Annotated in this window: 20 protein-coding genes and 2 tRNA genes; 10 read left to right on the top strand and 12 right to left on the bottom strand. The window is 66.4% G+C overall.

The genetic code is table 11. The features are described from left to right. Window positions 1-159 precede the first annotated feature (159 nt). Genes EEB18_RS19030 through EEB18_RS19020 form a run of 3 tightly spaced genes read left to right on the top strand, consistent with a single transcriptional unit; the run spans window position 160 to window position 5912 of the window. The gene (locus tag EEB18_RS19030; RefSeq protein ID WP_262408006.1) at window positions 160-1314 is read left to right on the top strand and encodes an efflux RND transporter periplasmic adaptor subunit; all 1155 of its coding nucleotides are present in this window, start codon (window positions 160-162) and stop codon (window positions 1312-1314) included. Window positions 1315-1320: 6 nt separating this feature from the next. Then, entirely contained in the window at window positions 1321-4515 is a 3195-nt protein-coding gene (locus tag EEB18_RS19025; protein WP_187141400.1) for an efflux RND transporter permease subunit, read from the top strand. Further along, window positions 4512-5912 carry an efflux transporter outer membrane subunit gene (locus EEB18_RS19020; RefSeq protein ID WP_187141399.1) on the top strand — a complete coding sequence of 467 codons (1401 nt, stop codon included), beginning with the start codon at window positions 4512-4514 and terminating at the stop codon, window positions 5910-5912. The genes EEB18_RS19025 and EEB18_RS19020 overlap by 4 nt, the downstream gene beginning before the upstream one ends. A 6-nt stretch (window positions 5913-5918) precedes the next feature. Here the strand turns inward: EEB18_RS19020 and EEB18_RS19015 are convergent. Then, window positions 5919-6009 (bottom strand) — tRNA-Ser (locus tag EEB18_RS19015). Between the two features lie 74 nt (window positions 6010-6083). Between EEB18_RS19015 and EEB18_RS19010 the strand changes: the two genes are divergently transcribed. Then, window positions 6084-7016 (top strand): peptidylprolyl isomerase, encoded by a 933-nt coding sequence (locus EEB18_RS19010; RefSeq protein ID WP_187141398.1) that lies wholly within the window; start codon window positions 6084-6086, stop codon window positions 7014-7016. A 5-nt stretch (window positions 7017-7021) separates the two neighbouring features. Beyond that, window positions 7022-7336 carry a DUF1905 domain-containing protein gene (locus EEB18_RS19005; RefSeq protein WP_187141397.1) on the top strand — a complete coding sequence of 105 codons (315 nt, stop codon included), beginning with the start codon at window positions 7022-7024 and terminating at the stop codon, window positions 7334-7336. Here the strand turns inward: EEB18_RS19005 and EEB18_RS22790 are convergent. Further along, a complete protein-coding gene (locus EEB18_RS22790) occupies window positions 7326-7454 on the bottom strand; it encodes a hypothetical protein (RefSeq protein ID WP_262408005.1) in 129 nt (42 codons plus the stop codon). The two genes, EEB18_RS19005 and EEB18_RS22790, sit on opposite strands and share 11 nt — an antisense overlap. Before the next feature lie 117 nt (window positions 7455-7571). Between EEB18_RS22790 and EEB18_RS19000 the strand changes: the two genes are divergently transcribed. Continuing rightward, window positions 7572-7646 (top strand) — tRNA-Thr (locus EEB18_RS19000). A gap of 93 nt (window positions 7647-7739) precedes the next feature. Continuing rightward, window positions 7740-8822 carry an AI-2E family transporter gene (locus EEB18_RS18995; protein WP_187141396.1) on the top strand — a complete coding sequence of 361 codons (1083 nt, stop codon included), beginning with the start codon at window positions 7740-7742 and terminating at the stop codon, window positions 8820-8822. 4 nt (window positions 8823-8826) lie between these two features. Here EEB18_RS18995 and EEB18_RS18990 read toward each other — a convergent pair whose 3' ends face one another. Then, window positions 8827-9705 (bottom strand): LysR substrate-binding domain-containing protein, encoded by an 879-nt coding sequence (locus EEB18_RS18990; protein ID WP_056351661.1) that lies wholly within the window; start codon window positions 9703-9705, stop codon window positions 8827-8829. Window positions 9706-9865: 160 nt separating this feature from the next. On the opposite strand from EEB18_RS18990, the gene EEB18_RS18985 reads away from it, so the two are divergent. After that, on the top strand, window positions 9866-12187 hold the full coding sequence (locus EEB18_RS18985) for a CDC48 family AAA ATPase (RefSeq protein WP_262408004.1): 2322 nt from the start codon (window positions 9866-9868) through the stop codon (window positions 12185-12187). A gap of 33 nt (window positions 12188-12220) precedes the next feature. On the opposite strand, the gene EEB18_RS18980 is transcribed toward EEB18_RS18985, so the two are convergent. Next, window positions 12221-13534 (bottom strand): MFS transporter, encoded by a 1314-nt coding sequence (locus EEB18_RS18980; RefSeq protein WP_187141395.1) that lies wholly within the window; start codon window positions 13532-13534, stop codon window positions 12221-12223. A gap of 168 nt (window positions 13535-13702) precedes the next feature. Here EEB18_RS18980 and EEB18_RS18975 point away from each other — a divergent pair, with 168 nt between their 5' ends. Beyond that, entirely contained in the window at window positions 13703-14341 is a 639-nt protein-coding gene (locus EEB18_RS18975; protein WP_156377828.1) for a class I SAM-dependent methyltransferase, read from the top strand. A gap of 3 nt (window positions 14342-14344) precedes the next feature. Here the strand turns inward: EEB18_RS18975 and EEB18_RS18970 are convergent, their stop codons facing one another. Then, window positions 14345-15541 (bottom strand): phospholipase D-like domain-containing protein, encoded by a 1197-nt coding sequence (locus tag EEB18_RS18970; protein WP_187141394.1) that lies wholly within the window; start codon window positions 15539-15541, stop codon window positions 14345-14347. A gap of 134 nt (window positions 15542-15675) precedes the next feature. Here EEB18_RS18970 and rpoZ point away from each other — a divergent pair, with 134 nt between their 5' ends. After that, window positions 15676-16020, top strand: coding sequence for a DNA-directed RNA polymerase subunit omega (gene rpoZ / locus EEB18_RS18965; RefSeq protein ID WP_187141393.1), 345 nt, complete (start codon window positions 15676-15678; stop codon window positions 16018-16020). A 234-nt stretch (window positions 16021-16254) separates the two neighbouring features. Here rpoZ and EEB18_RS18960 read toward each other — a convergent pair whose 3' ends face one another. From EEB18_RS18960 to hslU, 7 genes are all read right to left on the bottom strand, one after another. Beyond that, complete coding sequence (locus EEB18_RS18960; RefSeq protein ID WP_187141392.1) at window positions 16255-16860, bottom strand: DUF3800 domain-containing protein; 606 nt, start codon at window positions 16858-16860, stop codon at window positions 16255-16257. Window positions 16861-16869: 9 nt separating this feature from the next. Further along, window positions 16870-17361, bottom strand: coding sequence for a hypothetical protein (locus EEB18_RS18955; protein ID WP_056351644.1), 492 nt, complete (start codon window positions 17359-17361; stop codon window positions 16870-16872). Between the two features lie 24 nt (window positions 17362-17385). Then, window positions 17386-19329 carry an ATP-dependent zinc metalloprotease FtsH gene (gene ftsH / locus EEB18_RS18950; protein ID WP_056351640.1) on the bottom strand — a complete coding sequence of 648 codons (1944 nt, stop codon included), beginning with the start codon at window positions 19327-19329 and terminating at the stop codon, window positions 17386-17388. 86 nt (window positions 19330-19415) lie between these two features. Further along, complete coding sequence (tilS, locus tag EEB18_RS18945) at window positions 19416-20414, bottom strand: tRNA lysidine(34) synthetase TilS (protein WP_187141391.1); 999 nt, start codon at window positions 20412-20414, stop codon at window positions 19416-19418. Beyond that, complete coding sequence (locus EEB18_RS18940; protein ID WP_187141390.1) at window positions 20368-21330, bottom strand: hypothetical protein; 963 nt, start codon at window positions 21328-21330, stop codon at window positions 20368-20370. Before EEB18_RS18940 ends, tilS begins: the two co-directional genes overlap by 47 nt. A 124-nt stretch (window positions 21331-21454) precedes the next feature. After that, the gene (locus EEB18_RS18935) at window positions 21455-22309 is read right to left on the bottom strand and encodes a RodZ domain-containing protein (RefSeq protein WP_187141389.1); all 855 of its coding nucleotides are present in this window, start codon (window positions 22307-22309) and stop codon (window positions 21455-21457) included. A gap of 142 nt (window positions 22310-22451) precedes the next feature. After that, window positions 22452-23753 carry an ATP-dependent protease ATPase subunit HslU gene (gene hslU, locus EEB18_RS18930; protein WP_187141388.1) on the bottom strand — a complete coding sequence of 434 codons (1302 nt, stop codon included), beginning with the start codon at window positions 23751-23753 and terminating at the stop codon, window positions 22452-22454. Window positions 23754-23758 lie beyond the last annotated feature (5 nt).

Genomic DNA, 23758 nt, shown 5'->3' with positions numbered 1-23758 from the left:
AAATTGTCGCAACCTGTCGCAATCGTAACCAAAGCATTGCGCAAGACCGCCCAATTTGCTCAAGGATAGCGACTTAAGGCTAGTCCCCAGCCCGAAAAGGTTCTTCGAATGCATGTGAATGGGCGGCCGAGGCTTCGGCTCGGCGCGATCTGTGTCGCGATGGCGCTGCTTGCGGGCTGTTCGGCGAGCGACGAGGGCGATGGCAACCGGCAGGCCCCGGAGGTCGGCTATGTCGTCGTCCAGCCGGCCACCGTTCCGGTGCCGATCGAACTCGGCGCGCGGACGGTGGCGTTCGAGACGAGCGAAGTCCGCCCGCAGATCAACGGTCTGATCCGGCGGCGCTTGTTCGAACAGGGCGGTTATGTCCGCGCCGGCCAGCCGCTGTTCCAGATCGACGCCAGCCTGTATCAGGCCGCGGTCGACCAGGCGGCCGCCAATCTGTCGAGCGCGCGCGCCAGCGCCGAAGCGGCGAAGGTCAAGGCTGACCGTTTCCGCCCGCTCGCCGAGATGGAGGCGATCGCCAAGCAGGATTACACCGACGCACTGGCGCAGGCGCGCGTTGCCAATGCGGTCGTCGCACAGAATGGAGCGGCGCTCGAAACCGCGCGGATCAACCTGCGCTATACGACGATCACCGCGCCGATCAGCGGTCGCATCGGGCGAACCTTGTTCACCGCCGGTGCGCTGGTCAACGCCAACCAGACCGATCCGCTCGCGGTGATCCAGCGTACGGACCCGATGTATGTCGACATGCAGCAGTCGAGCGCCGAATTGACCGCGCTGCGCCAGTCGATCGCCGCGGGCGGCGTCCTGCCGGGCAGCACCAGCGTGCGGTTGATCCTCGAAGACGGCAGCGCCTATGGCTTTGCCGGAACGATCGAATTTTCCGAAGCGGTGGTCAGCGAGGAAACCGGCACGGTGACCCTGCGCGCGCGTTTCCCGAATCCCAAAGGCACGCTGCTTCCCGGCATGTTCGTGAAGGCGGCGTTCGACCAGGCGATCGAAGAAAATGCCTTCCGCGTGCCGCAGGCGGCGATGCAGCGCGATTTCGACGGGTCGGCATTCGTCTATCTGGTCGGCAAGGACAACAAGGCCGAGCGCCGCAAGGTGAAGGCCGATCGCACATTGGGCACCGACTGGATCGTCACCGACGGATTGAAGGCGGGCGACCGCGTCATCAGCCAGGGGCTCGGCAATTTGCGGCAGGGGCAGCCGATCCGTCCGGTCACGGCGAGCAGCGGGCAACGTGTCGGCGTGCCCAAGGGCGGCACGGCGGGCGGCGCTTCGGAAAAGCCAGCGGCGAAGGGTAACTGACCGCCCATGTCGCGTCTGTTCATCGATCGTCCGATTTTCGCATGGGTGCTGGCGATCATCGTCATGCTCGGCGGGGTCGGCGGGTTGTACCTGCTGCCGATCGAGCAATATCCCGACATCGCGCCGGCGCAGGTCAACATCCGCGCGCAATATCCGGGCGCATCGGCCGAGACGATCGAGAATAGCGTCACCCAAGTGCTGGAGCAGCAACTGACCGGGATCGACGGGCTGCTCTATTTCAGTTCGCAGTCGAGTTCGCGCGGGCAGGCGAACATCACCGCCATCTTCGCCAAGGGCACCGACCCCGACATCGCGCAGGTGCAGGTCCAGAACAAGATCCAGGCGGCGCTGTCGCGCCTGCCGCAACAGGTGCAGGCGCAGGGCATTCGCGTCACCAAGGCCAATTCGGACACGCTGTTGCTCGTCGGCGTCTATGACGCGACCGACACGCGCGTGAACCAGGACGTGTCCGACTATATGGCGTCGAACATCCAGGACCCGCTGTCGCGCGTCGAGGGCGTGGGTGAGGTCAATATCTTCGGCGGCCCGCACGCGATGCGGATCTGGCTCAACCCGCAGCGGCTCGCCGCGGTGTCGCTGATGCCGAGCGATGTGATTTCGGCGATCACCGCGCAGAATGCCGAAGTCGCGGCGGGCGAGGTCGGCGGCCTGCCGTCGCCGCAGGGCCAGATGCTCAACGCCACGGTCACCGCCCAGTCGCGAATGCAGACGGTGGCCGAGTTCGAAAATATCGTGCTCAAGACGCTGCCCGACGGGGCGGCGGTGCGGATCAAGGATGTCGCGCGGGTCGAGATCGGCGCCGAAAGCTATGCCGTCGTGAGCCGCATCAACGGCCACCCCGGCGCCGGCATGTCGATCTCGTTGTCGCCCGGCTCCGACGCGCTGGAAACCGCCGACCGGGTGAAGGCGCGGATGGAGGAACTCGCCGCCGATTTCCCCGACGGACTGACCTACAGCTACGCCAACGATGCCACCGCCTTCATCAAGCTGTCGGTGAGCGAGGTGCAGAAATCGCTGTTCGAGGCGATCCTGCTAGTCATCCTCGTCATGTTCGTCTTCCTGCAAAGCTGGCGCGCGGTGCTTATCCCGGCGATCGCGGTGCCGGTGGTGCTGCTCGGGACCTTTGCGATCTTCTATATCCTGGGGTTCAGCATCAACACGCTGACGCTGTTCGGGCTGACGCTCGCGATCGGCCTGCTCGTCGACGACGCGATCGTCGTCGTCGAGAATGTCGAGCGGTTAATGGAAGAGAATCCCGAAATGTCGGCGCGCGAGGCGACGATCCAGTCGATGCAGGAATTGCAGGTTGCGCTGATCGCGATCGCGCTGGTGCTGTCGGCAGTGTTCCTGCCGATGGCCTTTTTCGGCGGATCGACCGGTGTCATCTATCGCCAGTTCTCGGTCACGATCATTTCGGCGATGATGCTGTCGGTGCTCGTCGCGCTGATCCTCAGCCCGGCGCTGACCTCGACCCTGCTCAAGCCCAAGCATCAGGGCGATGCCGCGACGCCGCGAGGGCGTTTTCCGCGCGCGCGCGCCTTGCTCGAACGGGCGAAAGACGGCTTCAACACGCGCTTCGACCGCACCGTCGAGCGATATGTCGGCAGCGTGACCAAGGTGGTCGACCATAAATGGCTGTTCCTCGGCATCTATGCGGTGCTGCTCGTCGCGCTGGCCGTGCTCTTCCTGCGCCTGCCCGGCGGCTTCCTGCCCAACGAGGACCAGGGGCGCGTCCAGGTCCAGTTCCGCCTGCCCGCCGGCGCAACGCAGGGGCGGACGCTCGAGGTCCGCGACGCGATCGAAAAATATATGCTGACCGAGGAAAAGGCGAACGTCGGGGCGCTGTTCCTGATCGCGGGTGGCGGCGGCGGTTCGGCCGCGGGACAGAATACCGGGCAGGGTTTCGTCAACCTCGTCCATTGGGACGAGCGTTCGGGCGATGAAAACACCGCCGACGCGATCGCTGCGCGCGCGCGCAAGGCGCTGAGCGGACTGCGCGATGCCCAGATCTTTGCGCTCGTGCCCGGCGCGGTGCGCGGTCTCGGCGATTCCTCGGGTTTCACGATGCAGTTCCAGAACCGCAGCGGCATGAGCCGCGATGAATTCGTGGAAGCGCGCGAGAAACTGCTGGCGATGGCGAACGCCAATCCCAAGCTGACATCGGTGCGCCTGTCCGACCTTCCCGACGTCGCGACGCTGAAGGTCGACGTCGATACCCAGCGGCTGACCGCTTATGGACTGACCAACAGCGACGTGAATTCGACGCTCGCGACCGCCTGGGGCGGGCGCTACGTCAACGACTTCATCGACAAGGGCCGCGTCAAGCGCGTCTATGTGCAGGGCGATGCGCCCTATCGCGCCAAACCCGAGGATCTGGGTCAATGGTATGTCCGGTCGAGCGACGGCGAGATGTCGCCCTTCTCGGCCTTTGCGAAGGTCGGATGGTCGACGACACCGAGCAGCAGTTCGCGCTTTCAGGGCGTGCCGGCGTTCGAAATCTCAGGGCAGCCGGCCCCCGGCACCAGCTCGGGCGAAGCGATGAACGAGATGGAGCGCATGGCGGGCGAGATTGCCGGCACCAGCGTCGCCTGGTCGGGGTCCTCCTATCAGGAGCGGCTGTCGTCGGGGCAGGCGCCCTTCCTATATGCGATTTCGCTGCTCGTCGTCTTCCTGTGCCTCGCGGCGCTCTATGAAAGCTGGTCGATCCCGCTCGCGGTGCTGCTCGTCATTCCGCTCGGACTGATTGGCGCGGTCTTCGCGGTGACGCTGCGCGGGCTCGAAAACGATGTCTATCTGCAGATCGGCCTGCTCACGACGATGGGACTCGCGGCGAAAAATGCGATCCTGATGATCGAATTCGCCGAACAGGAAGAGCGCAAGGGCAAGCGCGTGATCGAGGCGGCGGTCGCCGCGGCGCGCATCCGCCTGCGTCCGATCCTGATGACCAGCTTCGCCTTCATCTTCGGCGTGCTGCCGCTGGCGATCGCGACCGGGGCGGGCGCGAACAGTCGCGTCGCGATCGGCACCTCGGTGATCGGCGGCATGCTCACCGCCGCCTTCCTCGCGATCTTCTTCATTCCGCTCTTCTTCGTCCTCGTCCGCCGCGGGGTGCGCGACGGGTTGCTCGCGGTGCGCGGCTGGATCGGCCGCCGGCGTGACGGCAGCGAGGTGGCGGCATGACGCGCGTCCTGCTTCTGGGCGCGGCGACGCTGGCGCTGGGCGCTTGTTCGCTGGCGCCCAAATATGTCCAGCCGGCGCCGCCGGTGCCGGCGTCGTGGCCGGTCGGCGATGCTTATCTGGCGCAGAGCGAGGCGGCGCTGCCGCGGGTGACGCTCGCCGCCCTGTTTCGCGATCCACGGCTGCAGGCGCTGATCGATCAGGCGCTCGCCAACAACCGCGACCTGCGCGTCGCCGCCGCCAATGTCGCGGCGGCGCGGGCGCAGGTGCGGGTGACCCGATCGGCGCAGTTCCCGGCGATCGGGATCAGCGGCTCGGGCGACTATACCGACGGCGGTATTGCGGGCGGCGTCGCGAGCGGCGGACGCGAGAGCTATGCGCTACAGGCCGGGGTTTCGGCGTTCGAACTCGACCTGTTCGGGCGGCTCGCCAATGCGACCGCCGCCGACCGCGACCGCGCCTTTTCCACCGAGGCGGTGGCCCGCACCGTGCGCCTGGCGCTGGTCGCCGATCTCGCCGAGGCCTGGACCAACCATGCCGCCGACCGCGAACTGCTGGGAATCGCGCGCGAGACCGCCGACAGCGCGCGGCGCAGCGTGACGCTGACCCGCGCGCGGCTGGAGGGCGGGGTCGCGCCGCGCACCGACCTGCGCCAGGCCGAGCAGGTGCTGGCGACCGCCGAGGGCGACCTGGCGTTGCAAACCGCCGCGGTGGCGCAGGATGAGAATCTGATCCGGCTGCTCGTCGGTGCCGATTATGACAAGGCGCTGTTGCCGCAGAAACTTGATGACGTCAGCGCGTCGATCGCGACGCTGCCGGCGGGAACCAATTCGCAAGTCCTGCTGCGCCGACCCGACGTGGTCGAGGCCGAATATCTGCTCCGCGCCGCCAATGCCGATATCGGCGTCGCGCGTGCGCGGTTGTTCCCGACGATCTCGCTCACCGGGCTGCTCGGTTTCGCGAGCGATGCGCTGGGGTCGCTGTTCACCGGCGACGCGTTGCGCTTCAGCGCGGGCGCCGACGCCAGCCTGTCGATCTTCGACGCCGGCGGGCGCCGTGCCGGGGTCGCCGTCAGCGAGGCGCAGCGCGATGCGGCGCTCGCGAGTTACGAACGCGCGATCCAGACCGCGTTCCGCGAAGTCGCCGACGCGCTCGCCGATCAGGGCACGCTTGGCGAGCGGCTGCGCGCCGCGCGCGCGAACACCGAGGCGGCGGCCGATACGGCAAGGCTGACCGACGCCCGCTATCGCGGCGGGGTCGACAGCTTCCTGTCGAGCCTCGACGCGCAGCGCAGCCTCTACAGCGCCCGCCGCGCGCAGATCGCGGTCGAACTGGCGGCGGTGCGGAACAGGATCACGCTGTACCGCTCGCTGGGCGACGACGGGATTTCGACCGAATAGGGAAAATGGCGGAGCGGGAGGGATTCGAACCCTCGATACGCTTTTGACGTATACTCACTTTCCAGGCGAGCGCCTTCGACCACTCGGCCACCGCTCCGCATGCACTGGAAGGGGCGCCCTAATCGCTTGGCGGGGCTTTCGCAAGCGGCATGGGCGTGGCAGACATCGCCTATGAAACACAGCCTCCTCGCCGCCGCAGCGGCCCTCACGCTCACCGCTCCCTCCGCCGCGCAGCAGGCACCGGCGCCGGCCGCCGAAATCCCGTCACCGGGCGAGATCGCGGCGGCCGCGCCGGCGAAGGACTGGATCGCGATTCCTGCGTCGGACCTGCTGGTGATGGACCTCGCACCGGACGTGAAGGGCAAGCCGCGCCGCGTCGTCATCCAGCTGATGCCCGCCCCGTTCAGCCAGGGGTGGATCGGCAATATTCGCAAGCTCGCCGCCGCGCATTGGTGGGACGGGACGAGCGTCAACCGGGTGCAGGACAATTATGTCGCGCAATGGGGCGATGCGACCGAGAAGAAGGCGTTGCCCGACGGTTTGGCAGTGGTGCCGGAATCGAATTATTTGGCCAGCGGCAGGGCTTTCCCCATCAAGGTTGTTTTGCGACGTCAGAATCGAAAGGACGCTTATACCGGTGCGGCCGTACCCTTGCTTGGGTGGCCGATTGCATTGGACAAGGGCAGCGCTTGGCCCGTCCATTGTTACGGCATGGTCGGCGTTGGCCGTAATATGTCACCCGACACCGGATCGGGCGCCGAACTCTACACCGTCATCGGCCATGCGCCGCGCCATCTTGACCGCAACATAGCGCTTGTCGGGCGCGTGATCAGCGGCATCGAATATCTGTCGAGCCTGCCGCGCGGGACGGGGGCACTCGGCTTTTATGAAACCGAAGCCGAGCGGGTGCCGATCGCGTCGATCCGGATCGCGACCGACCTGCCGTCCGCCGACCAGCCGAAATTCGAATATCTGTCGACCGAGAGCGACAGCTTTGCAAAATATGCCGATGCGCGGGCGAACCGGCGCGATCCGTTCTTCATCAAGCCCGCCGGCGGTGCCGACATCTGCAATATCCCGGTCCCGGTGCGCGCGGCGAAATAGCAGGCGTGGAAAGCTTCACCACAACCACACCGCTGTGGCGCTGGCAATCGGCGACGGCGCCCGCCGCCTGGTTTTTCCTGACGATCGACGGCGAGGTCGCCGACGGCATTCGCGTTGCGGCGATGTCGGGGCAATGGCTCGACAAGCGCGGCGGATTCGGGTCGGCGCGGGTCGCGGTTACGATCGGCGATACAAGCTGGAACACCTCGGTCTTTCCGCACAAGGAAAGCGGCGGCTGGATTCTTCCGGTGAAGGCCGCGGTGCGCAAGGCCGAGGGGATCGCCGAGGGCGACGACGTGACGGTGACCGTCAGTCTTTAGGCGGGGTTTCGGTCCGGGTTTCGCGCGCCTGCGCCTTTCGTTTGCGCAGATTTTCGCGCAGTGCTTCGGCCAGACGGCGTTCGCGTTCGAGGTCGGCGGGGGAGGGGGGCTTGCTCACGCCATCGTCCATGCCCGTGAAATCGGCAAAGCGTCAAGCCTATCGCCTTGACAGGCGGCAGAGGCCCCGCCATAGGCCGCGCCTGCCCAGCGAACACGCGTTCGCGGCGGCCCGGTTGCTGCTGTAGCTCAGTGGTAGAGCGCGTCATTGGTAATGACGAGGTCGACAGTTCAATCCTGTCCAGCAGCACCATTTTCCTGACATCGACGTTCAGCTTTACGGCGGCGCACCTCGCGGCCTAGAGTCGCGGGCGTGCCGCGTCCGGCGGCATCGACGGGGAGAAGCATGGCGGACAGCGACGATCGGATGCGGGACGGCAATCGCTGGTCCTTTCTGGCGATCCTGATCGCGATTTCGATCGCCTTTGCGGTGGTCCTGTTGCCGTTCGCCGCCGCGATCCTGTGGGCGGTGATTGCCGCCATCCTGTTCGAGCCGCTCTATCGTCGCCTGCTGACGAAGATGCCCCGGCGGCGCAACGGCGCCGCGCTGCTGACCATTCTGCTGATCCTGGCGATGGTCATCCTGCCCGCGTCCATCCTCGCCGTCGCGCTGATCAACGAAGCCGCCGCCGTCTATCAGCGCATCCATTCGGGGGCGATCGACCCGACGCTTATCTGGACCAACTTTCGCGCCGGCATGCCCGAATGGCTGGCATCGTGGGTCGACCGCATCGACCTGGGCAATATCGCGACCGCGAAGAGCATTTTGGGCGGCGGAGCGGCCGATGGCGTCCGCGCGATCCTGGGGCAGGCGCTGTCGATCGGACAGAGCCTCTTCGGATTGCTGATCAACCTGATGGTGATGCTCTATCTCGCCTATTTCCTGATCCGCGACGGGGAGAGCCTGCAACAGAGCATCCGGCGTGCGATGCCGCTGCGCACCGACCATCTCGAACTGCTCGCCAGTCGTTTCGTCGTCGTGGTTCGCGCCACAATCAAGGGCAGCATCGTCGTCGCGATCCTGCAGGGGCTGATCGGCGGGATCGTGCTGTGGGCGCTGGGGATCGAGGCGGCGCTGTTGTGGGGGGTGCTGATGGGCGCGGCCTCGCTGCTTCCCGCGGTCGGGACGGGGCTGGTCTGGGTTCCGATGGCGCTCTACCTGCTGTTCACCGGGCAAATATGGCAGGGGCTGGTGCTGGTGCTGTGCGGGTTGTTCGTCATCGGGATGGTCGACAATGTGCTGCGCCCGGTGCTGGTCGGACGCGAGACCCGCATTCCCGATTATGTCGTGCTGATCACCACGCTCGGCGGGCTCCAGCTTTTCGGGTTTCACGGCATCGTGATCGGCCCGGTGATCGCCGCGATGTTCATCGCCGTATGGGACATTGCGACGACCATGCGCGGCGAATCCGCTACCAGCCCGGCCTGACCGCTCAGATCTTCGCCGCGAGCAGCCAGTCGTGGAACAGCTTCACCGCCGGCTGGCGCAGCGCGCGCGGGCGGCAGACGAACCAATAGCTGTACGGGCTGTCGACGTCGAAATCGAACAGGCGGATGAGCCGCGGGTCGTGCGCGTCGTCGAGATGATGGCCGTGCATGAAGGCGACGCCGATGCCCTGCGCCGCGGCCTCGAGCATCAGCGGCCCCGAATCGAAATAGTCGATCCCGGCGGGCTCGAGATAGGGCATGCCGATCGCCTTTTTCCATTCGGTGAAGGTTTCGGGCATTTCGCGATGGACGAGGATCGTCAGGCGCTGGAACTGTTCGGGGACCGTGATCGGACGGCCCGTTTCGGTCAGCGTCCGCGACGCGATCGGGAACACCTTGTCCTGGTCGAGCCGCGCCGCATAGAGCGCGGGGTCGATCGTGCGGGCGAGCGCGATCGCGGCGTCGATCCCTTCGCCCAGCCGCGCCTCGGCGTGCGACATGGTGTCGATGTCGATATGCAGTTCGGGATGTTGTTGCCGGAGTTCGGGCAGGCGCGGGAACAGGCGCTGCTGGGCAAAGAGCGGCAGGACGTTGAGGTGCAGCCGCATCGACGCGTCGGGGCTGCTCGCCTGCACCACCACCGCGCGCAATTCGTCGAGGATCGGCGACAATTGGTCCTGCAGCGCGCGTCCCGCTTCGGTCAGCCGCAATCCATGGTGGTGGCGATCGAACAGCGGTCGGCCGACGGCATGTTCGAGCGTCTGGATGCGCCGCGACAACGCGGGCATCGACAGGCCGAGTTCGCTCGCCGCGGCCTTGACCGTTCCGTGCCGGGCAACCTCGAGAAAGGCTTCCATGCTGCTGAGGGGAGGGAGACGTGGCATATCGTGTGTCCATGATAGTGACATGACAGTGCTGCCCATGCCAACAATTTTTGTGCGCTGCGGCATAAGTCCCGCTTGGCCGGCGTGTATCCAAAGGGGTCGCAAAACGGGAACCGGCGTCCTATCTTCGCCGTTCTGACCATTTTGCGGGAGACACGCCTTGGCCGAAGCAGCGGTAAAAGAAAAACAGGTCAAATTGCAGGTGGCGAACGCCCGCGCCGAAGAAAGCGGTGGCGGCATCGCCCGTATTCCGCGCGCGGCGATGGCCGAACTGGGCGTCACCGAGGGCGATATCGTCCAGATCAGCGGCAAGCGCGACACCGCGTCGCGCGTCGTGCTGCCCTATGCCGAGGACGAGGGACTCGATGTGATCCGCCTCGACGGCCTGCAGCGCGCCAATGCCGGTGCGGGTGCGGGCGACATGGTGGCGCTGACCCGCGTCGAAACGCGTCCCGCGACGCGCGTGGTGTTCGCCCCGGCGCAGGAAAATCTGCGGCTGCAGGGATCGGCGAACGCGCTGAAACGCAGCTTTTTCGGCCGTCCGCTGGTGGCCGGCGATACCGTGGCGACCGCCGGGCAGCAGCGCTTGCCGTCGGGCGACATGCCGCCGCAATTGCGGCAGATGCTCAACGCGCCGGCCTATGCGCTCGCCGAAGTTCGCCTGATCGTCGTATCGGCCGCCCCGAAGGGCGTCGTCTTCATCGACGAGAATACCGAGATCGAGCTGCTCCCCGAATATCAGGAGCCGCAGGATGCGCGGCGCACCGACGTCACTTATGACGATCTGGGCGGGCTGGGCGAGACGATCGACCAGTTGCGCGAGATGGTCGAGCTGCCGCTGCGTTACCCTGAACTGTTCCGCCGCCTCGGCGTCGATCCGCCGCGCGGGGTGCTGCTGCACGGGCCGCCGGGCACCGGCAAGACGCGGCTGGCGCGCGCGGTCGCCAACGAGAGCGATGCGCAATTCTTCCTGATCAACGGGCCCGAGATCATGGGGTCCGCCTATGGCGAGTCCGAAAAGCGGCTGCGGGACGTGTTCGAGGCTGCGACCAAGGCCGCTCCGTCGATCCTGTTCATCGACGAAATCGATTCGATCGCGCCGAAACGCGGACAGGTAACCGGCGAGGCCGAAAAGCGCCTTGTCGCGCAGTTGCTGACGCTAATGGACGGGCTGGAACCGCGCACCAACCTGGTCGTGATCGCGGCGACCAATCGTCCCGACGCGATCGACGAGGCGCTGCGGCGTCCGGGCCGCTTCGACCGCGAAATCGTCATCGGCGTCCCCGACGAAAGCGGGCGGCGCGAGATTTTGGGCATCCACACGCGCGGTATGCCGCTGGCCGAGGATGTCGACCTGGGCGAACTGGCGCGCACGACCTTTGGCTTTGTCGGCGCCGATATGGCGGCGCTGACCCGCGAGGCGGCGATCGAGGCGGTGCGGCGGATAATGCCCAAGCTCAACCTGGAGGAGGGGACGATCCCGCCCGAGGTGCTGGAGGAGCTTCGCGTCACGCGCGAGGACTTCAACAATGCGCTGAAACGCGTGCAGCCGTCGGCGATGCGCGAGGTGATGGTGCAGGCGCCCAAGACGCGCTGGAGCGACATCGGCGGGCTCGACGCGGCGCGCGACAAGCTGATCGAGGGGATCGAACTGCCGCTGAAGAACCCCGAGGCGTTCCGGCGGCTCGGCATTCGTCCGGCCAAGGGCTTCCTGCTCTATGGCCCGCCGGGCACGGGCAAGACGCTGCTCGCCAAGGCAGCGGCGCGCGAATCCGACGCCAACTTCATCTCGATCAAGTCGTCCGACCTCTTGTCGAAATGGTATGGCGAGAGCGAGCAGCAGATCGCGCGGCTGTTCGCCCGCGCTCGCGCCGTCGCGCCGACGATCATCTTCATCGACGAACTCGACAGCCTGGTGCCCGCGCGCGGCAGCGGCACGTCGGGCGAGCCGCAGGTGACCGAACGCGTCGTCAACACGATCCTCGCCGAGATGGACGGGATCGAGGAGATGCAGTCGGTCGTCGTGATCGGGGCGACCAACCGGCCCAATCTGATCGACCCGGCGCTGCTCCGTCCGGGGCGGCTCGACGAGTTGATCTATGTGTCGGTGCCCAATGCCGAGGGGCGCAAGCGCATCTTGGAAATCCAGACCGGCAAGATGCCGCTGGCGGACGATGTCGACCTGTCGGTGCTCGCCGAGAAATCGGACCGCTTCACCGGCGCCGATCTGGAGGATTTGACGCGCCGTGCCGGCCTCGCCGCGCTCAAGCGGTCGATCGACAGCGATACGGTGACGATGACGGACTTCGACACCGCGCTCAAGGATACGCGCGCCTCGGTCACCGAGGCGATGGAGAAGGATTATGAAAAGATCCAGGGCGAGATCAAACAGAACGCGATGAGCGTCGACCCGATCGGTTTTTTCGCGCCCGGCATGCTCAAGCCGGTGCGCGAGCGCAAGCACGACGAGTCGACCGACTGAATTGCCCCTAGCCCCGAACCGACAGGCTCGGGGCTAGGGTTCGTGGGCGATACCGAAGGCCTGGTCCTGCCGCAGCGCCTTCCATCCCCAGAGGACCAGCCAGCCGCAGAATCCGGCCATCAGGCCGTAGGCGACCATCGGGTGCCAGTTATAGAGCAGCACGCCGATCGCGGGCGAAACGATATAGGCCGATCCGTTGATCGATGCGGTCATGCCCGCGACGGCGCCCTGGTCGCGGCGCGGCACGGCGAGCGACGAGCCCGCAGTAAAGCCCGGGCGGAACAGCCCGAAACCCAGCGAAGCGGTGGCGAAACCGATGACGATGCCGTGCAGATCCTGTGCGAGGCCGGTCATCAATATGCCGCCGATGGCGAGCGTCGCGCCCCACAGCACGGTAGGGCGGGGGGTCAGCCTGAACAGCGGGATCAGCCCCCATTGGGCAAGCAGGGTCGCGAAGGCGCCGGCCATCAGCACGATCCCGGTCATCGCCGCCCCTTCGTCGGGGCGAAGGCGCAGTTCGAGCCGGTCGAGGATCAGGAAGCCGATGACGCCGAGCATCATCGCCTGCGCCTGTCCGCCGAAAAAGCCTGCGAGCAGCCAGGGGCGCACGCGCCGGTCGTTCCAGCTCAAGGGTTCCTGTGGCGGCAGGTCGGGTTCATTCTCGTCTTCGGCGGTGGGTTCGGAAGGGCCCGCCGACAGCGGGTAGGACGCGATCGCGCCGCGCGCGGCGAAGCGCGGGATGTCGTTGGGCAGGCGCCAGCGCAGCATGACCAGCACGATGATTCCGATCAGCGCGAACACCAACAGGGGGCCCGCCAACCCGACGATGGGCAGGATGAAGAAGGGCGCGATCGCCGGGCCAATGACGGTGCCGAGACCGAAGGACGAGGAGACGAGCGACAGGGCCTGGGTGCGCTCTTCCGGGTCGGTGCGCGCCGCGACATAGGCCTGTACCGCCGGCGGCGCGGCCGAGCCGAAGCCGCCATAGAGGCTGCGGAAAAGCGCGAAGAGGATGAAGGTGGTGCCGGCGGCGAGCCAGCCCATCAGCCCGGACCAGAGGACGAGCCCGCACAGCGCCATCGACGACAGGAAACCGATGACGCCGAGCGCCATCAGCGCCTTGCGCCCCCGCTTGTCCGACTGGCGCGCCCAATGCGGCGCGGTGAGCACCCAGAGCAAAGCCGACCAGCTGAACGCCAGGCTGACCCAGACGTCGGGAATATGCAGTTTCGCGCCGATCGCGGGCAGGATCGATTGCATCGCGGTATTGCCCGCGGCGGCGACAAGCATCACCGCGAACAGCACCGCCATGCGGTCGGGGGGGATCGAACGGCTGACATTCGACATTCCCGGCTCCCCCTCTTTTGCATAAGTCGTTGGCCCGATTGTCCTACACGGCCTGTCCCGTCTGTCCAGCGACGGAACGTGGGCGGGGATTGTCAAGCGCACTCTTTCCTTGCGCCGCGCGCCCGATTTTGCCACGCCTCAAGGGTCCGCAACAACGCGAAAGCCATCATGTCCAATCCCCGGGCGCAGGCCCAAGAACAAAAGGTTCCCTTGATCAAACGGATCAGGGACCGCGCGCGGCGCTTTTTCGGGCCGTGGGGCATGTTCGTGAAGGGCTTCATCAAGCATCCGGTGATGGTCGGGTCGATCGTGCCGTCGTCGCCGACGCTGATCCGCCACATGCTGAAGCCGGTGGACTGGAAGAACACCAAATTGTTCGTCGAATATGGTCCCGGCGTCGGCACCTTTTGCCGCCCGGTGCTCGAACGGATGGCGGGCGATGCGACGCTGATCGCGATCGACACCAATGAGGATTTCATCGACTATCTGCGCAAGGACATCCGCGACAGCCGCTTCATCGCGGTGCACGGATCGGCCGCCGACGTCGAGGAGATCATTCGCGCCCATGGTTTCGACCATGCCGACTATGTCCTGTCGGGCCTGCCTTTCTCGACCCTGCCGGCAGGTGTCGGACCGGCGATCGCGGCGGCGACGCACCGCGCATTGCGCCCCGGCGGCGCCTTCCTCGTCTACCAGTTCCGCGCCCGCGCGCGCGATTTCCTCGCGGCGCATTTCGCGCGCATCGACAATGCCTTCGAATGGGTCAACGTCCCGCCCTGCTTCCTGTTCTGGGGCTGGAAGGACTGAGGATCAGATCTCGGTCTCGGGATCGATCTCGCCAAGCCCGAAGTTGAGCCGGCGCGTCACCGTATAATCGACCACCCCGACCACGAACCAGGCGAGCGTCCAGCGCAGCCGGGTCAGCCAGCTCGCGCGCGCCTTGTGGCGCTTGCGCGTGATGACCTCGCAGTCGGGCTTTTGCCGGGTGACGAAATCGCGCATCTGCGCCGCGAATCCGGCGTCCTCGATACGCAGCATCACCTCGACGTTCACGAACAGGCTGCGCATGTCGAAATTGGCGGTGCCGACGTGCACGACATTGTCGATGACGATCAGCTTCATATGCAGTCGGCACGGCTGATATTCCCAGATCGCCGCCCTTTTTCGCAGCAAGTAGCCATAGAGCAGCCGCGAGGCGCCGATCGTCGCGGGATTGTCGGACTTCGCCGACATGATGAAGCGTGTCCGTCCGCGCCGCGCGACCTTGCCCAGCCGCCGCAACATGCCCTGCCCGGGCGAGAAATAGGCCATCACCATATCGAGCCGACGCGCACCCTCAAGGTCGGTACGCACCGCGCGTGCCCAGGGCGACAGCCGCTGGGTCGGGCCGCCGACGAGCCAGGTCACCGGCCCGCTGTCCACCGGCCATTCGCGGATCAGGCGGCGCAGCGCGAGCAGCTTGCCGTCGTCGTTGACGGTGTAATCGTGGATCTCGGCGAACCAGTCGACCATCCGCGCCACCGAGGGCCCGCGCACGACGATGCCAAGGTCGAACCAGCAATGGGTGTCGCGGCGGCTGAGATAGGGGTCGGCGATGTTGAAACCGCCGGTCACCGCGACCTCCTCGTCGACCAGTAACAGCTTCTGGTGATTGCGGATGAGATAGGTCGAACGCCAGTGGCGCGAAAAAAAGGTCACGCCGCCGCCAGCGTCGCGCAACGGGGCGAAGACGGCGTCGGCGGTGTCCGACGAGCCGAAGCTGTCGATCACGGCGCGAACGCGCACCCCGCGTTTCGCCGCCATCGTCATCGCGTCGAGAATCCGCGTGCCCGCGCCGTCGTGCCGGAAGATGTACATGACCAGGTCGATGCTGCGGATCGCGCCGTTGATCAGCGCCAGCAGCCGTTCGAGCCGTTCCGCCCCGTCGAAGATGACCTCCAGCCGGTGGCCGGCGACGTCGGCGCGCAGCGTCTGGAGTTCGCTGGCGGGGACGGGGTCGGCGATCATGCCATCGCTCATAGGACGGCCGCGACGGTGGGGGCAAGGGCAGGGGATTCGTTGACATTCGTCGGGCCGCCTGCTAGCGCGCAGCGCTTGCCGCCATGCCTCCGGGCTGGCCTCTCCTCGATCAAGGAAAACACATGGCCCGCGTTACCGTCGAAGATTGCGTCGACAAAGTTTCCAACCGTTTCGACCTGGTTCTGCTCTCGGCGCACCGCGCCCGCGAAATCTCGGGCGGCTCGGAGCTGACCATCGACCGCGACCGCGACAAGAACCCCGTCGTCGCGCTGCGCGAGATCGCCGAACAGACCGTGCGCCCGAAGGATCTGTCGGAAGCGCTGACCATATCGTTGCAGAAGGTTGTCGTCGACGACGACGATACGCCCGATGAAATCAGCTCGATCAGCCGCTCGGCCGAAGCCCTGCGCCTCACCGCCGCCGCGCCGCCGCGCAGCCCCGCAGGCGGCGGCAGCGACTTCGAATAAGTCGAAGCGACATTGGATCACCAAGGGGGCCGCGGGAAACCGCGGCCCTTTTTGTTGGGTGAAAATGATGCCTGCTTGCGACCGATTGCGGACAGGCTGCCTTCAAAGTCCCGTTCGTGTCGAGCGAAGTCGAGACACCCCATAGGCGTGCACGACCCATGGGTGTCTCGACTTCGCTCGACACGAACGGAAACAAGAGGCGGTCTGGAAACCATCCCATAGCGGCCAACCCAGCTAAGAGAGTTCTTTCAACTCCGCCACCCGGATCGCCTTCGACGCCAGCATCGGCTCGATGATCCGCGCGATCCGCGCCGCGCGTGGGGACTTCACCGCGATGTTGAACAGGCTGTTGGCGATCACGTCGGCGATCTGGACGCCGTCGCTGCGCTTGCTGTCGGCGAGCGAGGCGCGGCCCCATTGCCCGAGGCCAGCCTGGATTTCCGCGCGGACGTGCGACAGGATCTTGGGGTCGTAGCGCCCGTCGTCGATGACGACGTCGGTGCACACGCCGCCGGTCTCGGGCAGCCAGTGGCCGACTGCGCTGTTGAGCAATGCGCCATAGAGAGCGAGGTCGCTCGGCATGGTGCCGTCCGCGTTTTTCGCAAGCGTATCGCGCTCAGCCACCGCGACCCAGGCGCGGCCGCCGGCTCGGTCGAACAGTTCGAGCAGATAGGCGCGCTCGACGACCGAGATGCGGCTGCCTTTCAGTTCGCCGCGCAGCCCGGTGACGCCGCGAAAACGCTTGTGGATGTCCGCCGCCGCTTCGGGCGTCAGCATCACCGCGGCGAAGGTCATCGCGCCCGCGTTGAGTCCGCCCGATTCATCGCAATAAATGGTCATGCCCGCAGCCTAGCGGACGATGCCGAAAAAGGTCACCTTCTTGACCGCGCCCGCCGCCAGCGGTTCGGGCAGGACCCATTGGACATGGGTGACGTCGTCGGCGGTCGCCGGACGTGCCGCCGCGCCAGCCACCGGCACCGTCAGCCCGGCAAGGGTCCCATAGGTCTTGCCGCCGTCGATCGAGACCGAAAATCCCGCCATATCGTCGGTGCTGGCGAAGCGCACCTCGGGCGGGATCGGGTTGACGAATTTGAGGCCGGCGGCGGATTCGCTGGTCTGGTTGTCGAGTTGCAGCGTGAAGCGCAGCCGGTCGCCGGGAACGACGGTCTCGGGTGCTGAGAAACTGATCTTGCGCTGGCCCTCGGCGCCGGTCGTCACGGTCTCGACCTCGACATTCTGGCTGAACTCGACGCGCTGGAACGCCTGCACCGGACTGGCGAGCGCGAACATCGCCGCGACGCCGAGGCCGAACCGCGGCAGGCCGAACTTCTTGCGCTTCATTCCCAAACCCCCACCGACGGAAATTTACGCACCCTGCGGATTGACGTCGCCGAAGGGGCGCGGTTTGCGCTTGATCTGCGGCAGCGAGCCGGCGTGGCCCGACACCGGGGTGCCGTGCTTGCTCTGGTCGTCCTCGCGACCGATGTCCTCGCCCTTGATCGCGCGCTTCGATTCCTCACCCGACAGCGTCTCATATTCGAGCAGCGCGGCGGCGAGCAGGTGAAGCTCGTCGAGATTGTCGGTGAGCACCTTGCGCGCGACATTCTCGCCTTCCTCGACGAGGCGGCGGACTTCGGCGTCGATCAGCCGCGCGGTGTCTTCGGACATATTCTGCGCGCGCGACACGCTGTGGCCCAGGAACACCTCGTCCTGGTTGTCGCGATAGCGCAGCCAGCCGAGCTTTTCGGACATGCCATATTCCATGACCATCGAGCGCGCCATGTCGGTCGCCTGCTGGATATCGTTCGACGCGCCGGTGTTGAGCTCATCCTTGCCATAGATCAGCTGCTCGGCGATGCGGCCACCGAAACAGAGCGCGAGCCGCGCCTTCATCTGCTTCATGTTGGTCGAATAGCGATCACGCTCGGGCAGGTTCCAGGTCACGCCCAGCGCACGGCCGCGCGGGATGATCGTCACCTTGTGGAGCGGGTCGCAGCCTTCGACGTGCAGCGAGACGAGCGCATGGCCGGCCTCATGATAGGCGGTCGACTTCTTCTCGTCCTCGGTCATCACCATCGAACGCCGCTCGGCGCCCATCATGACCTTGTCCTTGGCTTCCTCGAATTCGTCGCTGGCGATCAGGCGTTTGCCCTTGCGCGCTGCGAGCAGTGCGGCTTCGTTGCAGAGGTTGGCCAGATCGGCGCCCGAGAAGCCCGGCGTACCGCGCGCGACGCGGCGCAGATCGACGTCGGGCGCGAGCGGTTTCTTGCGCGTGTGGACCTCAAGGATCTTCTGGCGACCCTCGATGTCGGGGCGCGGCACGACGACCTGACGGTCGAAGCGGCCCGGACGCAGCAGCGCGGGGTCGAGCACGTCGGGGCGGTTGGTCGCGGCGACGATGATGATACCCTCGTTCGCCTCGAAGCCGTCCATTTCGACGAGCAGCTGGTTGAGCGTCTGTTCGCGCTCGTCATTGCCGTTGCCGAGCCCGGCGCCGCGATGGCGGCCGACGGCGTCGATTTCGTCGATAAAGACGATGCACGGCGCGTTGCGCTTGGCCTGTTCGAACATGTCGCGGACACGGCTGGCGCCGACGCCGACGAACATTTCGACGAAGTCCGAGCCCGAAATGGTGAAGAAGGGCACGCCCGCCTCGCCGGCGATCGCGCGGGCGAGCAGGGTCTTGCCGGTGCCGGGCGAGCCGACGAGCAGCGCGCCCTTGGGAATCTGGCCGCCAAGCTTTGAGAATTTGGTCGGGTCTTTCAGGAACTCGACGATTTCCTCGAGCTCCTCGCGCGCCTCGTCGATGCCGGCGACGTCGTCGAAGGTCACCTTGCCCTGTTTCTCGGTGAGCATCTTGGCGCGCGACTTGCCGAATCCCATCGCGCCCGAACCGTTGTTCTTCTGCACCTGGCGGAAGACGAAGAAGGCGATGCCGAGAATCAGCAGGAAGGGCAGCGACTGGATCAGCAGATAGACCCAGATATTGCCGGTTTCGGTCGGCTTGCCGTCATATTTGACATTGTTGTCGTTGAGCAGCTTGAGCAGGCTGGGATCGGGCACCAGGTTGGCGCTGAACCGTTCGTTGTTCGTCAACGTGCCCGTGGCGCGCTCTTCGGTCAGCACGACATCCTTGACCGTGCCTTCCTGCACCTTCTGGCGGAATTCGGAGTAGGTCAGCGGGGTCCCCGCGGGCTGCGACGCGCCGCCGAACATCGAGGCGACGAGGAGCATGGCGAGCAAGATGCCGCTCCAAATCATCACGCTCTTCATCCAGGGGTTGCCCTGCGGTTCCTTGTCGTCCTGCATCGGAAACTTTCCAAATATCGCGCACGTCGCGCATCAACCCTGCCAAGATAGGATAATCGCGTTAAATGACAATGAGCCAAAGGCGGTTATTTGCGGGCTTTCCGGCGCGGCGCGGCGGAAATACGCCAGATGGTGCCGGCGAGGCCCGGAACCGCATCGATCAGCAGCGCCCCCACCATCGCGCGCCGCCCATTCTTCATCGCCGTGACGACCCCGTCGAGCGAGGCGCCGCGTAGCGCAAGACCGCCGTCGTTGGCGCGCAGCCGCTGGGTTACGACCCGGCGGAAAATCTCCGGCGGATAGCCTTCGTCGCGGATCACCGCGATGTCGGAGGCGTCGGGCCAGGAGGCGATCAGCCGTTCGACCGCCCAGTCGATCGCGTCGTCGGCCTCGGCCAGCCAGTCGGCCGAACGCGACGCCGCCTCGACGTCGAGCAGCTTCTGCGAGGCGAGGGCATGACGCAGCCGGGCACGGTCGAAACGGCTGTCGCTGTTCGACGGATCGTCGACGAAGGGAAGGTCCTCGTCGAGCGCGATGCGGACCAGTTCGTCGTGCCGCCAATGAAGCAGCGGACGCAGAATAGTGCCGTTCCTGGCGCGGATCGACGCCAGCCCGCCGACGCCGCTGCTGCGGTTGAGCCGCATCACGATCGTTTCGAGCTGGTCGTCGGCATGATGCGCGGTGAGGATGTGGCCGAGCCCCTCGTCCTTGCGCCACTGTTCGAGCAAGCGATAGCGTTCGGTGCGCGCCGCCGCCTGCTGCGACCCCTTGATCGGGGTCGGCGGGGTCAGCGTGGCATGCGGGATGAGTTCGCGCGCGCAAAAGCCAGCGACCATGCGGGCTTCCTCGTCGGAACCCTGTCGCAGGCCGTGATCGACGGTCGCCGCGCGCACCTGCCCGGGCAGCAGGCTGGTCATCAGCCAGAGCAGCGCCATCGAATCCGGCCCGCCCGATACCGCGACGCCATAGCTGCGCTGCTGCCAGTCCGGACCGACGAGCGACGCCAGCTGGCGCCCCAGCCGGTGGACGGCGTCGGCCTCAGCAGCCGGCTTTTGTTTTTGCGGCGGCAGCATCGGTACGCACATCCTGCGGAGCCTTGTCGCCATAGACTTCCTCGAGCTCGCGGAAAGCCTTGCAGGCGTCGGCCTTGCGGCCCAGCTTGTCGAGTGCGACCCCCATGTACATCAGGCTGTGCGGGGCGCGGGCGCCGCTCGGCCGATCCTTGTAATTGTTATAGAAGGCGACCGCGGCGAGGCTCGGCTTGCCTTCGTCGAGATAGGTGCGGCCGAGCAGATTCTGCGCGAAGCTGGCGAGGCGGTGCTGCGGCCATTTGGCGACGACGTCCTTCAGCTGGGTCTGCGCCTCGGGATAGAGCTTCGCCTCCCACAGCCGGTAGCCATAATTATAGGCATCGTCGGTTTCGTTTCCCGTCGCCGGGATCTCGACCTTCTTCACCAGCGCGAGGCGCGCGGCGCTCGCGGCGGGTGCCGCCGGGGTCGCCGCAGGCTTTTTCACCGGCGCGGCGGCGGTGGTGGTGGCGGGCTTCGTCGTCGAGGCGGTCGTCGTCGCGGGCGGCTTGGCGGCCGTCGTGACAGGCAGGCTCGCGGGCGTCGTCTCGACCGTCGGCGGCGGCGCGGCGAAGCGCTTGTCCATCTCGGCCTTGTAGGCGGTGAACTGTTTTTCGAGTTCGCGCAGCTGGAACGCGTTCTGCTCGGTCTGGCCCGTCAGCGTCTGCAGCTGGTTTTCGAGTGCGTCGACACGTGCGGTGAGGTCGATCACCGGCGCGCTGCTCTTCACCCGGTCGCCGGCGACATTGTCGGGTGCGATCTCGCCTTCGAAAAAGGCGGGGCTGCCGCCCGGAAACACCGAGCGCTGTACCGCGCGCATTTCCTTTTCGAGCCGGTCGACGCGCTTGCCGATCGTGTCGTCCTGCGCGTGCGCGGCACCGGGAAGCGAAACCAGCAGCGCGGCGGCCGCGGTTCCCAGAAAATAGTTACGCATCGTCATCTGCCTTTTCGGCTCCCACACCCGATTAACCATTACCTGGCTCATAACGCGCCAAGGGCCGCTTGCGCAAACCCAATTCGGCGCGGCGACCTTTCAGCCCGGCGGACCGGGGCGCCGCTCAGCGCTTCGTCGCCACCGGCGGGATGGTTTGCGCCGCCCCCGCGCCGTCGGCGCGCGCGACCAGATCGGCGGGCTTGAGCGAGATATTCTTGACCAGCGTATCGGCGGGTCCGACCGCACCGATGTCGCGGCCGCCGACGGTGACCTTCAGCGCCTGCGGAATGCTGGTGCGCAGCGTGAACTGCTGAACATAGGCCGCCGGCACCTCATAGGTTTCGCCCGCGTCGAGGGTGCGCCAATTCTCGGTCTTGCCGGTCGCATCGTCGAAGCCGATCCACACTTCGGACAGGCCGGTCAGCACGACCGGCGCATCGGCGGGGACGGACTGGCCCGGCGCGGCGGCTTTCGGCGTCGGCGCGGTGCCGGGCGCGGTCGCCGGGGCCTCGGAGTTGTCGGCGGCCTGATTCTGCGCCGCGATCAGCGCCTCGTCGGGTTCGACCGACAGGAAGCGCCAGATCCCATAAGCGGACCCGAGCAGCAGCGCGACGATGACCAGGGTCCAGGCGAGCCGGGCGGTCGGCAGGCGCGCCGGGTCGGTCGGTTCATAGGCTTCGTAAAGCGGGCGCGAACCATAAGCGTCTTCTTCGAGCTCGCGGCGGATGGCCGCGCCGATCTCGGCCTCGGGCAGGTCGACGGCGCGGGCATAGGCGCGCGCGAATCCGGTCACATAGGTGCGGCCCGGCAGTCCCGAAAACTCGGACTTCTCGATCGCTTCGAGATGGCGCTGGGTGATGCGCGTCCGCGTCGCGACATCGGCGAGCGACAGGCCCACGGCTTCGCGGGCCAACCGCAGCCGGTCACCCGTCCGCGTGATCGCCAGTTCGCCCTGCTCCGGGGCCTCCTCGTCTGCCATCAAAATCTCCGTGCCGGTCGTTTGCAACCCATGTCGACCTTGCGCGCCGTTCATCGCACTGACGGCGCGGCAAAGTCAAATGAAGTTCGGCAAAGGAACGGCTGAAAAGGACGGGAATTACGCCCGTCCGCGCGGCAGGCCGTCAGAGCACATATTTGCTGAGGTCGGTGTCGCCGACGATGTCGGAAAGCTGGCTGTCGACATAGGCGGCATCGATGTCGATGACCGTTCCGCCGCGGTCCTCGGCGGTGAAGCTGATTTCCTCGACCAGCCGTTCCATGATCGTCTGCAATCGCCGCGCGCCGATATTCTCAACCTTCTCGTTGACGTCGGCGGCGAGCTTCGCGACGCGCGCGATGGCATCGGGCGTGAAGTTCAGCGTCACGCCCTCGGTCGCGATCAGCGCGCTATACTGTTCGGGCAAACCTGCCTTGGTTTCGGTGAGGATTCGGACGAAATCCCCCTCGGTCAGGGCGCCGAGTTCGACCCGGATCGGCAGGCGACCCTGGAGTTCGGGGAGCAGGTCGCTCGGCTTGGCGACATGGAAGGCCCCCGAGGCGATGAACAGGATATGGTCGGTCTTCATCGGCCCATATTTGGTCGCGACGGTCGTGCCTTCGATCAGCGGCAGCAGGTCGCGCTGGACGCCCTCGCGGCTCACCGATCCGCCGCGCACGTCGCTGACCGCGATCTTGTCGATCTCGTCGAGGAAGACGATACCGTTCGCCTCGGCGTCGGCGAGCGCGATGCGCGCGACATCGTCCTGGTCGAGGCGCTTGTCCTGCTCCTCCTCGATCAGCCGCGTCGCGGCCTCGATGACCTTCAGCTTGCGGCGCTTCTTGGGCGCACCACCCATCGCCTTGCCGAGCATGTCGGACAGGTTGATCATGCTCATCTGCCCCGGCTGGCCCGGCAGTTCGAACGGCATCGACGGCGCGTCGGAAACCTCGATCTCGACCTCGCTGTCGTCGAGATGGCCTTCGCGGATGCGCTGGCGGAAACTCTGCCGCGTTGCTTCGCTGGCGCCCTTGCCGGTGAGCGCGTCGAGCAGCCGCTCCATCGCGGCTTCCTCGGCGGCGGCGCGCACCGCCTCGCGGCGGCGGTCCTTCTCCAGCCGCACCGCTTCCTCGACAAGGTCACGGGCGATCTGTTCGACGTCGCGGCCCACGTAGCCGACCTCGGTGAATTTCGTCGCCTCGACCTTGATGAAGGGCGCGTCGGCGAGCTTGGCCAGGCGGCGCGAGATCTCGGTCTTGCCGCAGCCGGTGGGGCCGATCATCAGGATATTCTTGGGGCTGACCTCGTCGCGGAGGTCGGGGCCGAGCTGCTGGCGGCGCCAGCGGTTGCGCATCGCGACGGCGACGGCGCGCTTGGCGGCATTCTGGCCGATGATGTGCGTGTCGAGCGCGGCGACGATCGCCTTCGGGGTAAGGGCTTCGTTCATGGGGT

The sequence above is a fragment of the Sphingopyxis sp. OPL5 genome, from assembly GCF_003797775.2.
Lineage (GTDB): Bacteria > Pseudomonadota > Alphaproteobacteria > Sphingomonadales > Sphingomonadaceae > Sphingopyxis.
Note: the sequence above shows the minus strand (reverse complement) of the source record. Positions and strands in the feature narration are given on the sequence as shown.

Bases quoted from the DNA above. Each gene is read 5' to 3' on its own strand.
- EEB18_RS19030 (WP_262408006.1), top strand. From the start codon at position 160: ATGGCGCTGCTTGCGGGCTGTTCGGCGAGCGACGAGGGCGATGGCAAC.
- EEB18_RS19025 (WP_187141400.1), top strand. From the start codon at position 1,321: ATGTCGCGTCTGTTCATCGATCGTCCGATTTTCGCATGGGTGCTGGCG.
- EEB18_RS19020 (WP_187141399.1), top strand. From the start codon at position 4,512: ATGACGCGCGTCCTGCTTCTGGGCGCGGCGACGCTGGCGCTGGGCGCT.
- EEB18_RS19010 (WP_187141398.1), top strand. From the start codon at position 6,084: ATGAAACACAGCCTCCTCGCCGCCGCAGCGGCCCTCACGCTCACCGCT.
- EEB18_RS18995 (WP_187141396.1), top strand. From the start codon at position 7,740: ATGGCGGACAGCGACGATCGGATGCGGGACGGCAATCGCTGGTCCTTT.
- EEB18_RS18990 (WP_056351661.1), bottom strand. From the start codon at position 9,705: ATGCCACGTCTCCCTCCCCTCAGCAGCATGGAAGCCTTTCTCGAGGTT.
- EEB18_RS18980 (WP_187141395.1), bottom strand. From the start codon at position 13,534: ATGTCGAATGTCAGCCGTTCGATCCCCCCCGACCGCATGGCGGTGCTG.
- EEB18_RS18975 (WP_156377828.1), top strand. From the start codon at position 13,703: ATGTCCAATCCCCGGGCGCAGGCCCAAGAACAAAAGGTTCCCTTGATC.
- EEB18_RS18970 (WP_187141394.1), bottom strand. From the start codon at position 15,541: ATGATCGCCGACCCCGTCCCCGCCAGCGAACTCCAGACGCTGCGCGCC.
- rpoZ (WP_187141393.1), top strand. From the start codon at position 15,676: ATGGCCCGCGTTACCGTCGAAGATTGCGTCGACAAAGTTTCCAACCGT.
- EEB18_RS18960 (WP_187141392.1), bottom strand. From the start codon at position 16,860: ATGACCATTTATTGCGATGAATCGGGCGGACTCAACGCGGGCGCGATG.
- EEB18_RS18955 (WP_056351644.1), bottom strand. From the start codon at position 17,361: ATGAAGCGCAAGAAGTTCGGCCTGCCGCGGTTCGGCCTCGGCGTCGCG.
- ftsH (WP_056351640.1), bottom strand. From the start codon at position 19,329: ATGCAGGACGACAAGGAACCGCAGGGCAACCCCTGGATGAAGAGCGTG.
- tilS (WP_187141391.1), bottom strand. From the start codon at position 20,414: ATGTGCGTACCGATGCTGCCGCCGCAAAAACAAAAGCCGGCTGCTGAG.
- EEB18_RS18940 (WP_187141390.1), bottom strand. From the start codon at position 21,330: ATGCGTAACTATTTTCTGGGAACCGCGGCCGCCGCGCTGCTGGTTTCG.
- EEB18_RS18935 (WP_187141389.1), bottom strand. From the start codon at position 22,309: ATGGCAGACGAGGAGGCCCCGGAGCAGGGCGAACTGGCGATCACGCGG.
- hslU (WP_187141388.1), bottom strand. From the start codon at position 23,753: ATGAACGAAGCCCTTACCCCGAAGGCGATCGTCGCCGCGCTCGACACG.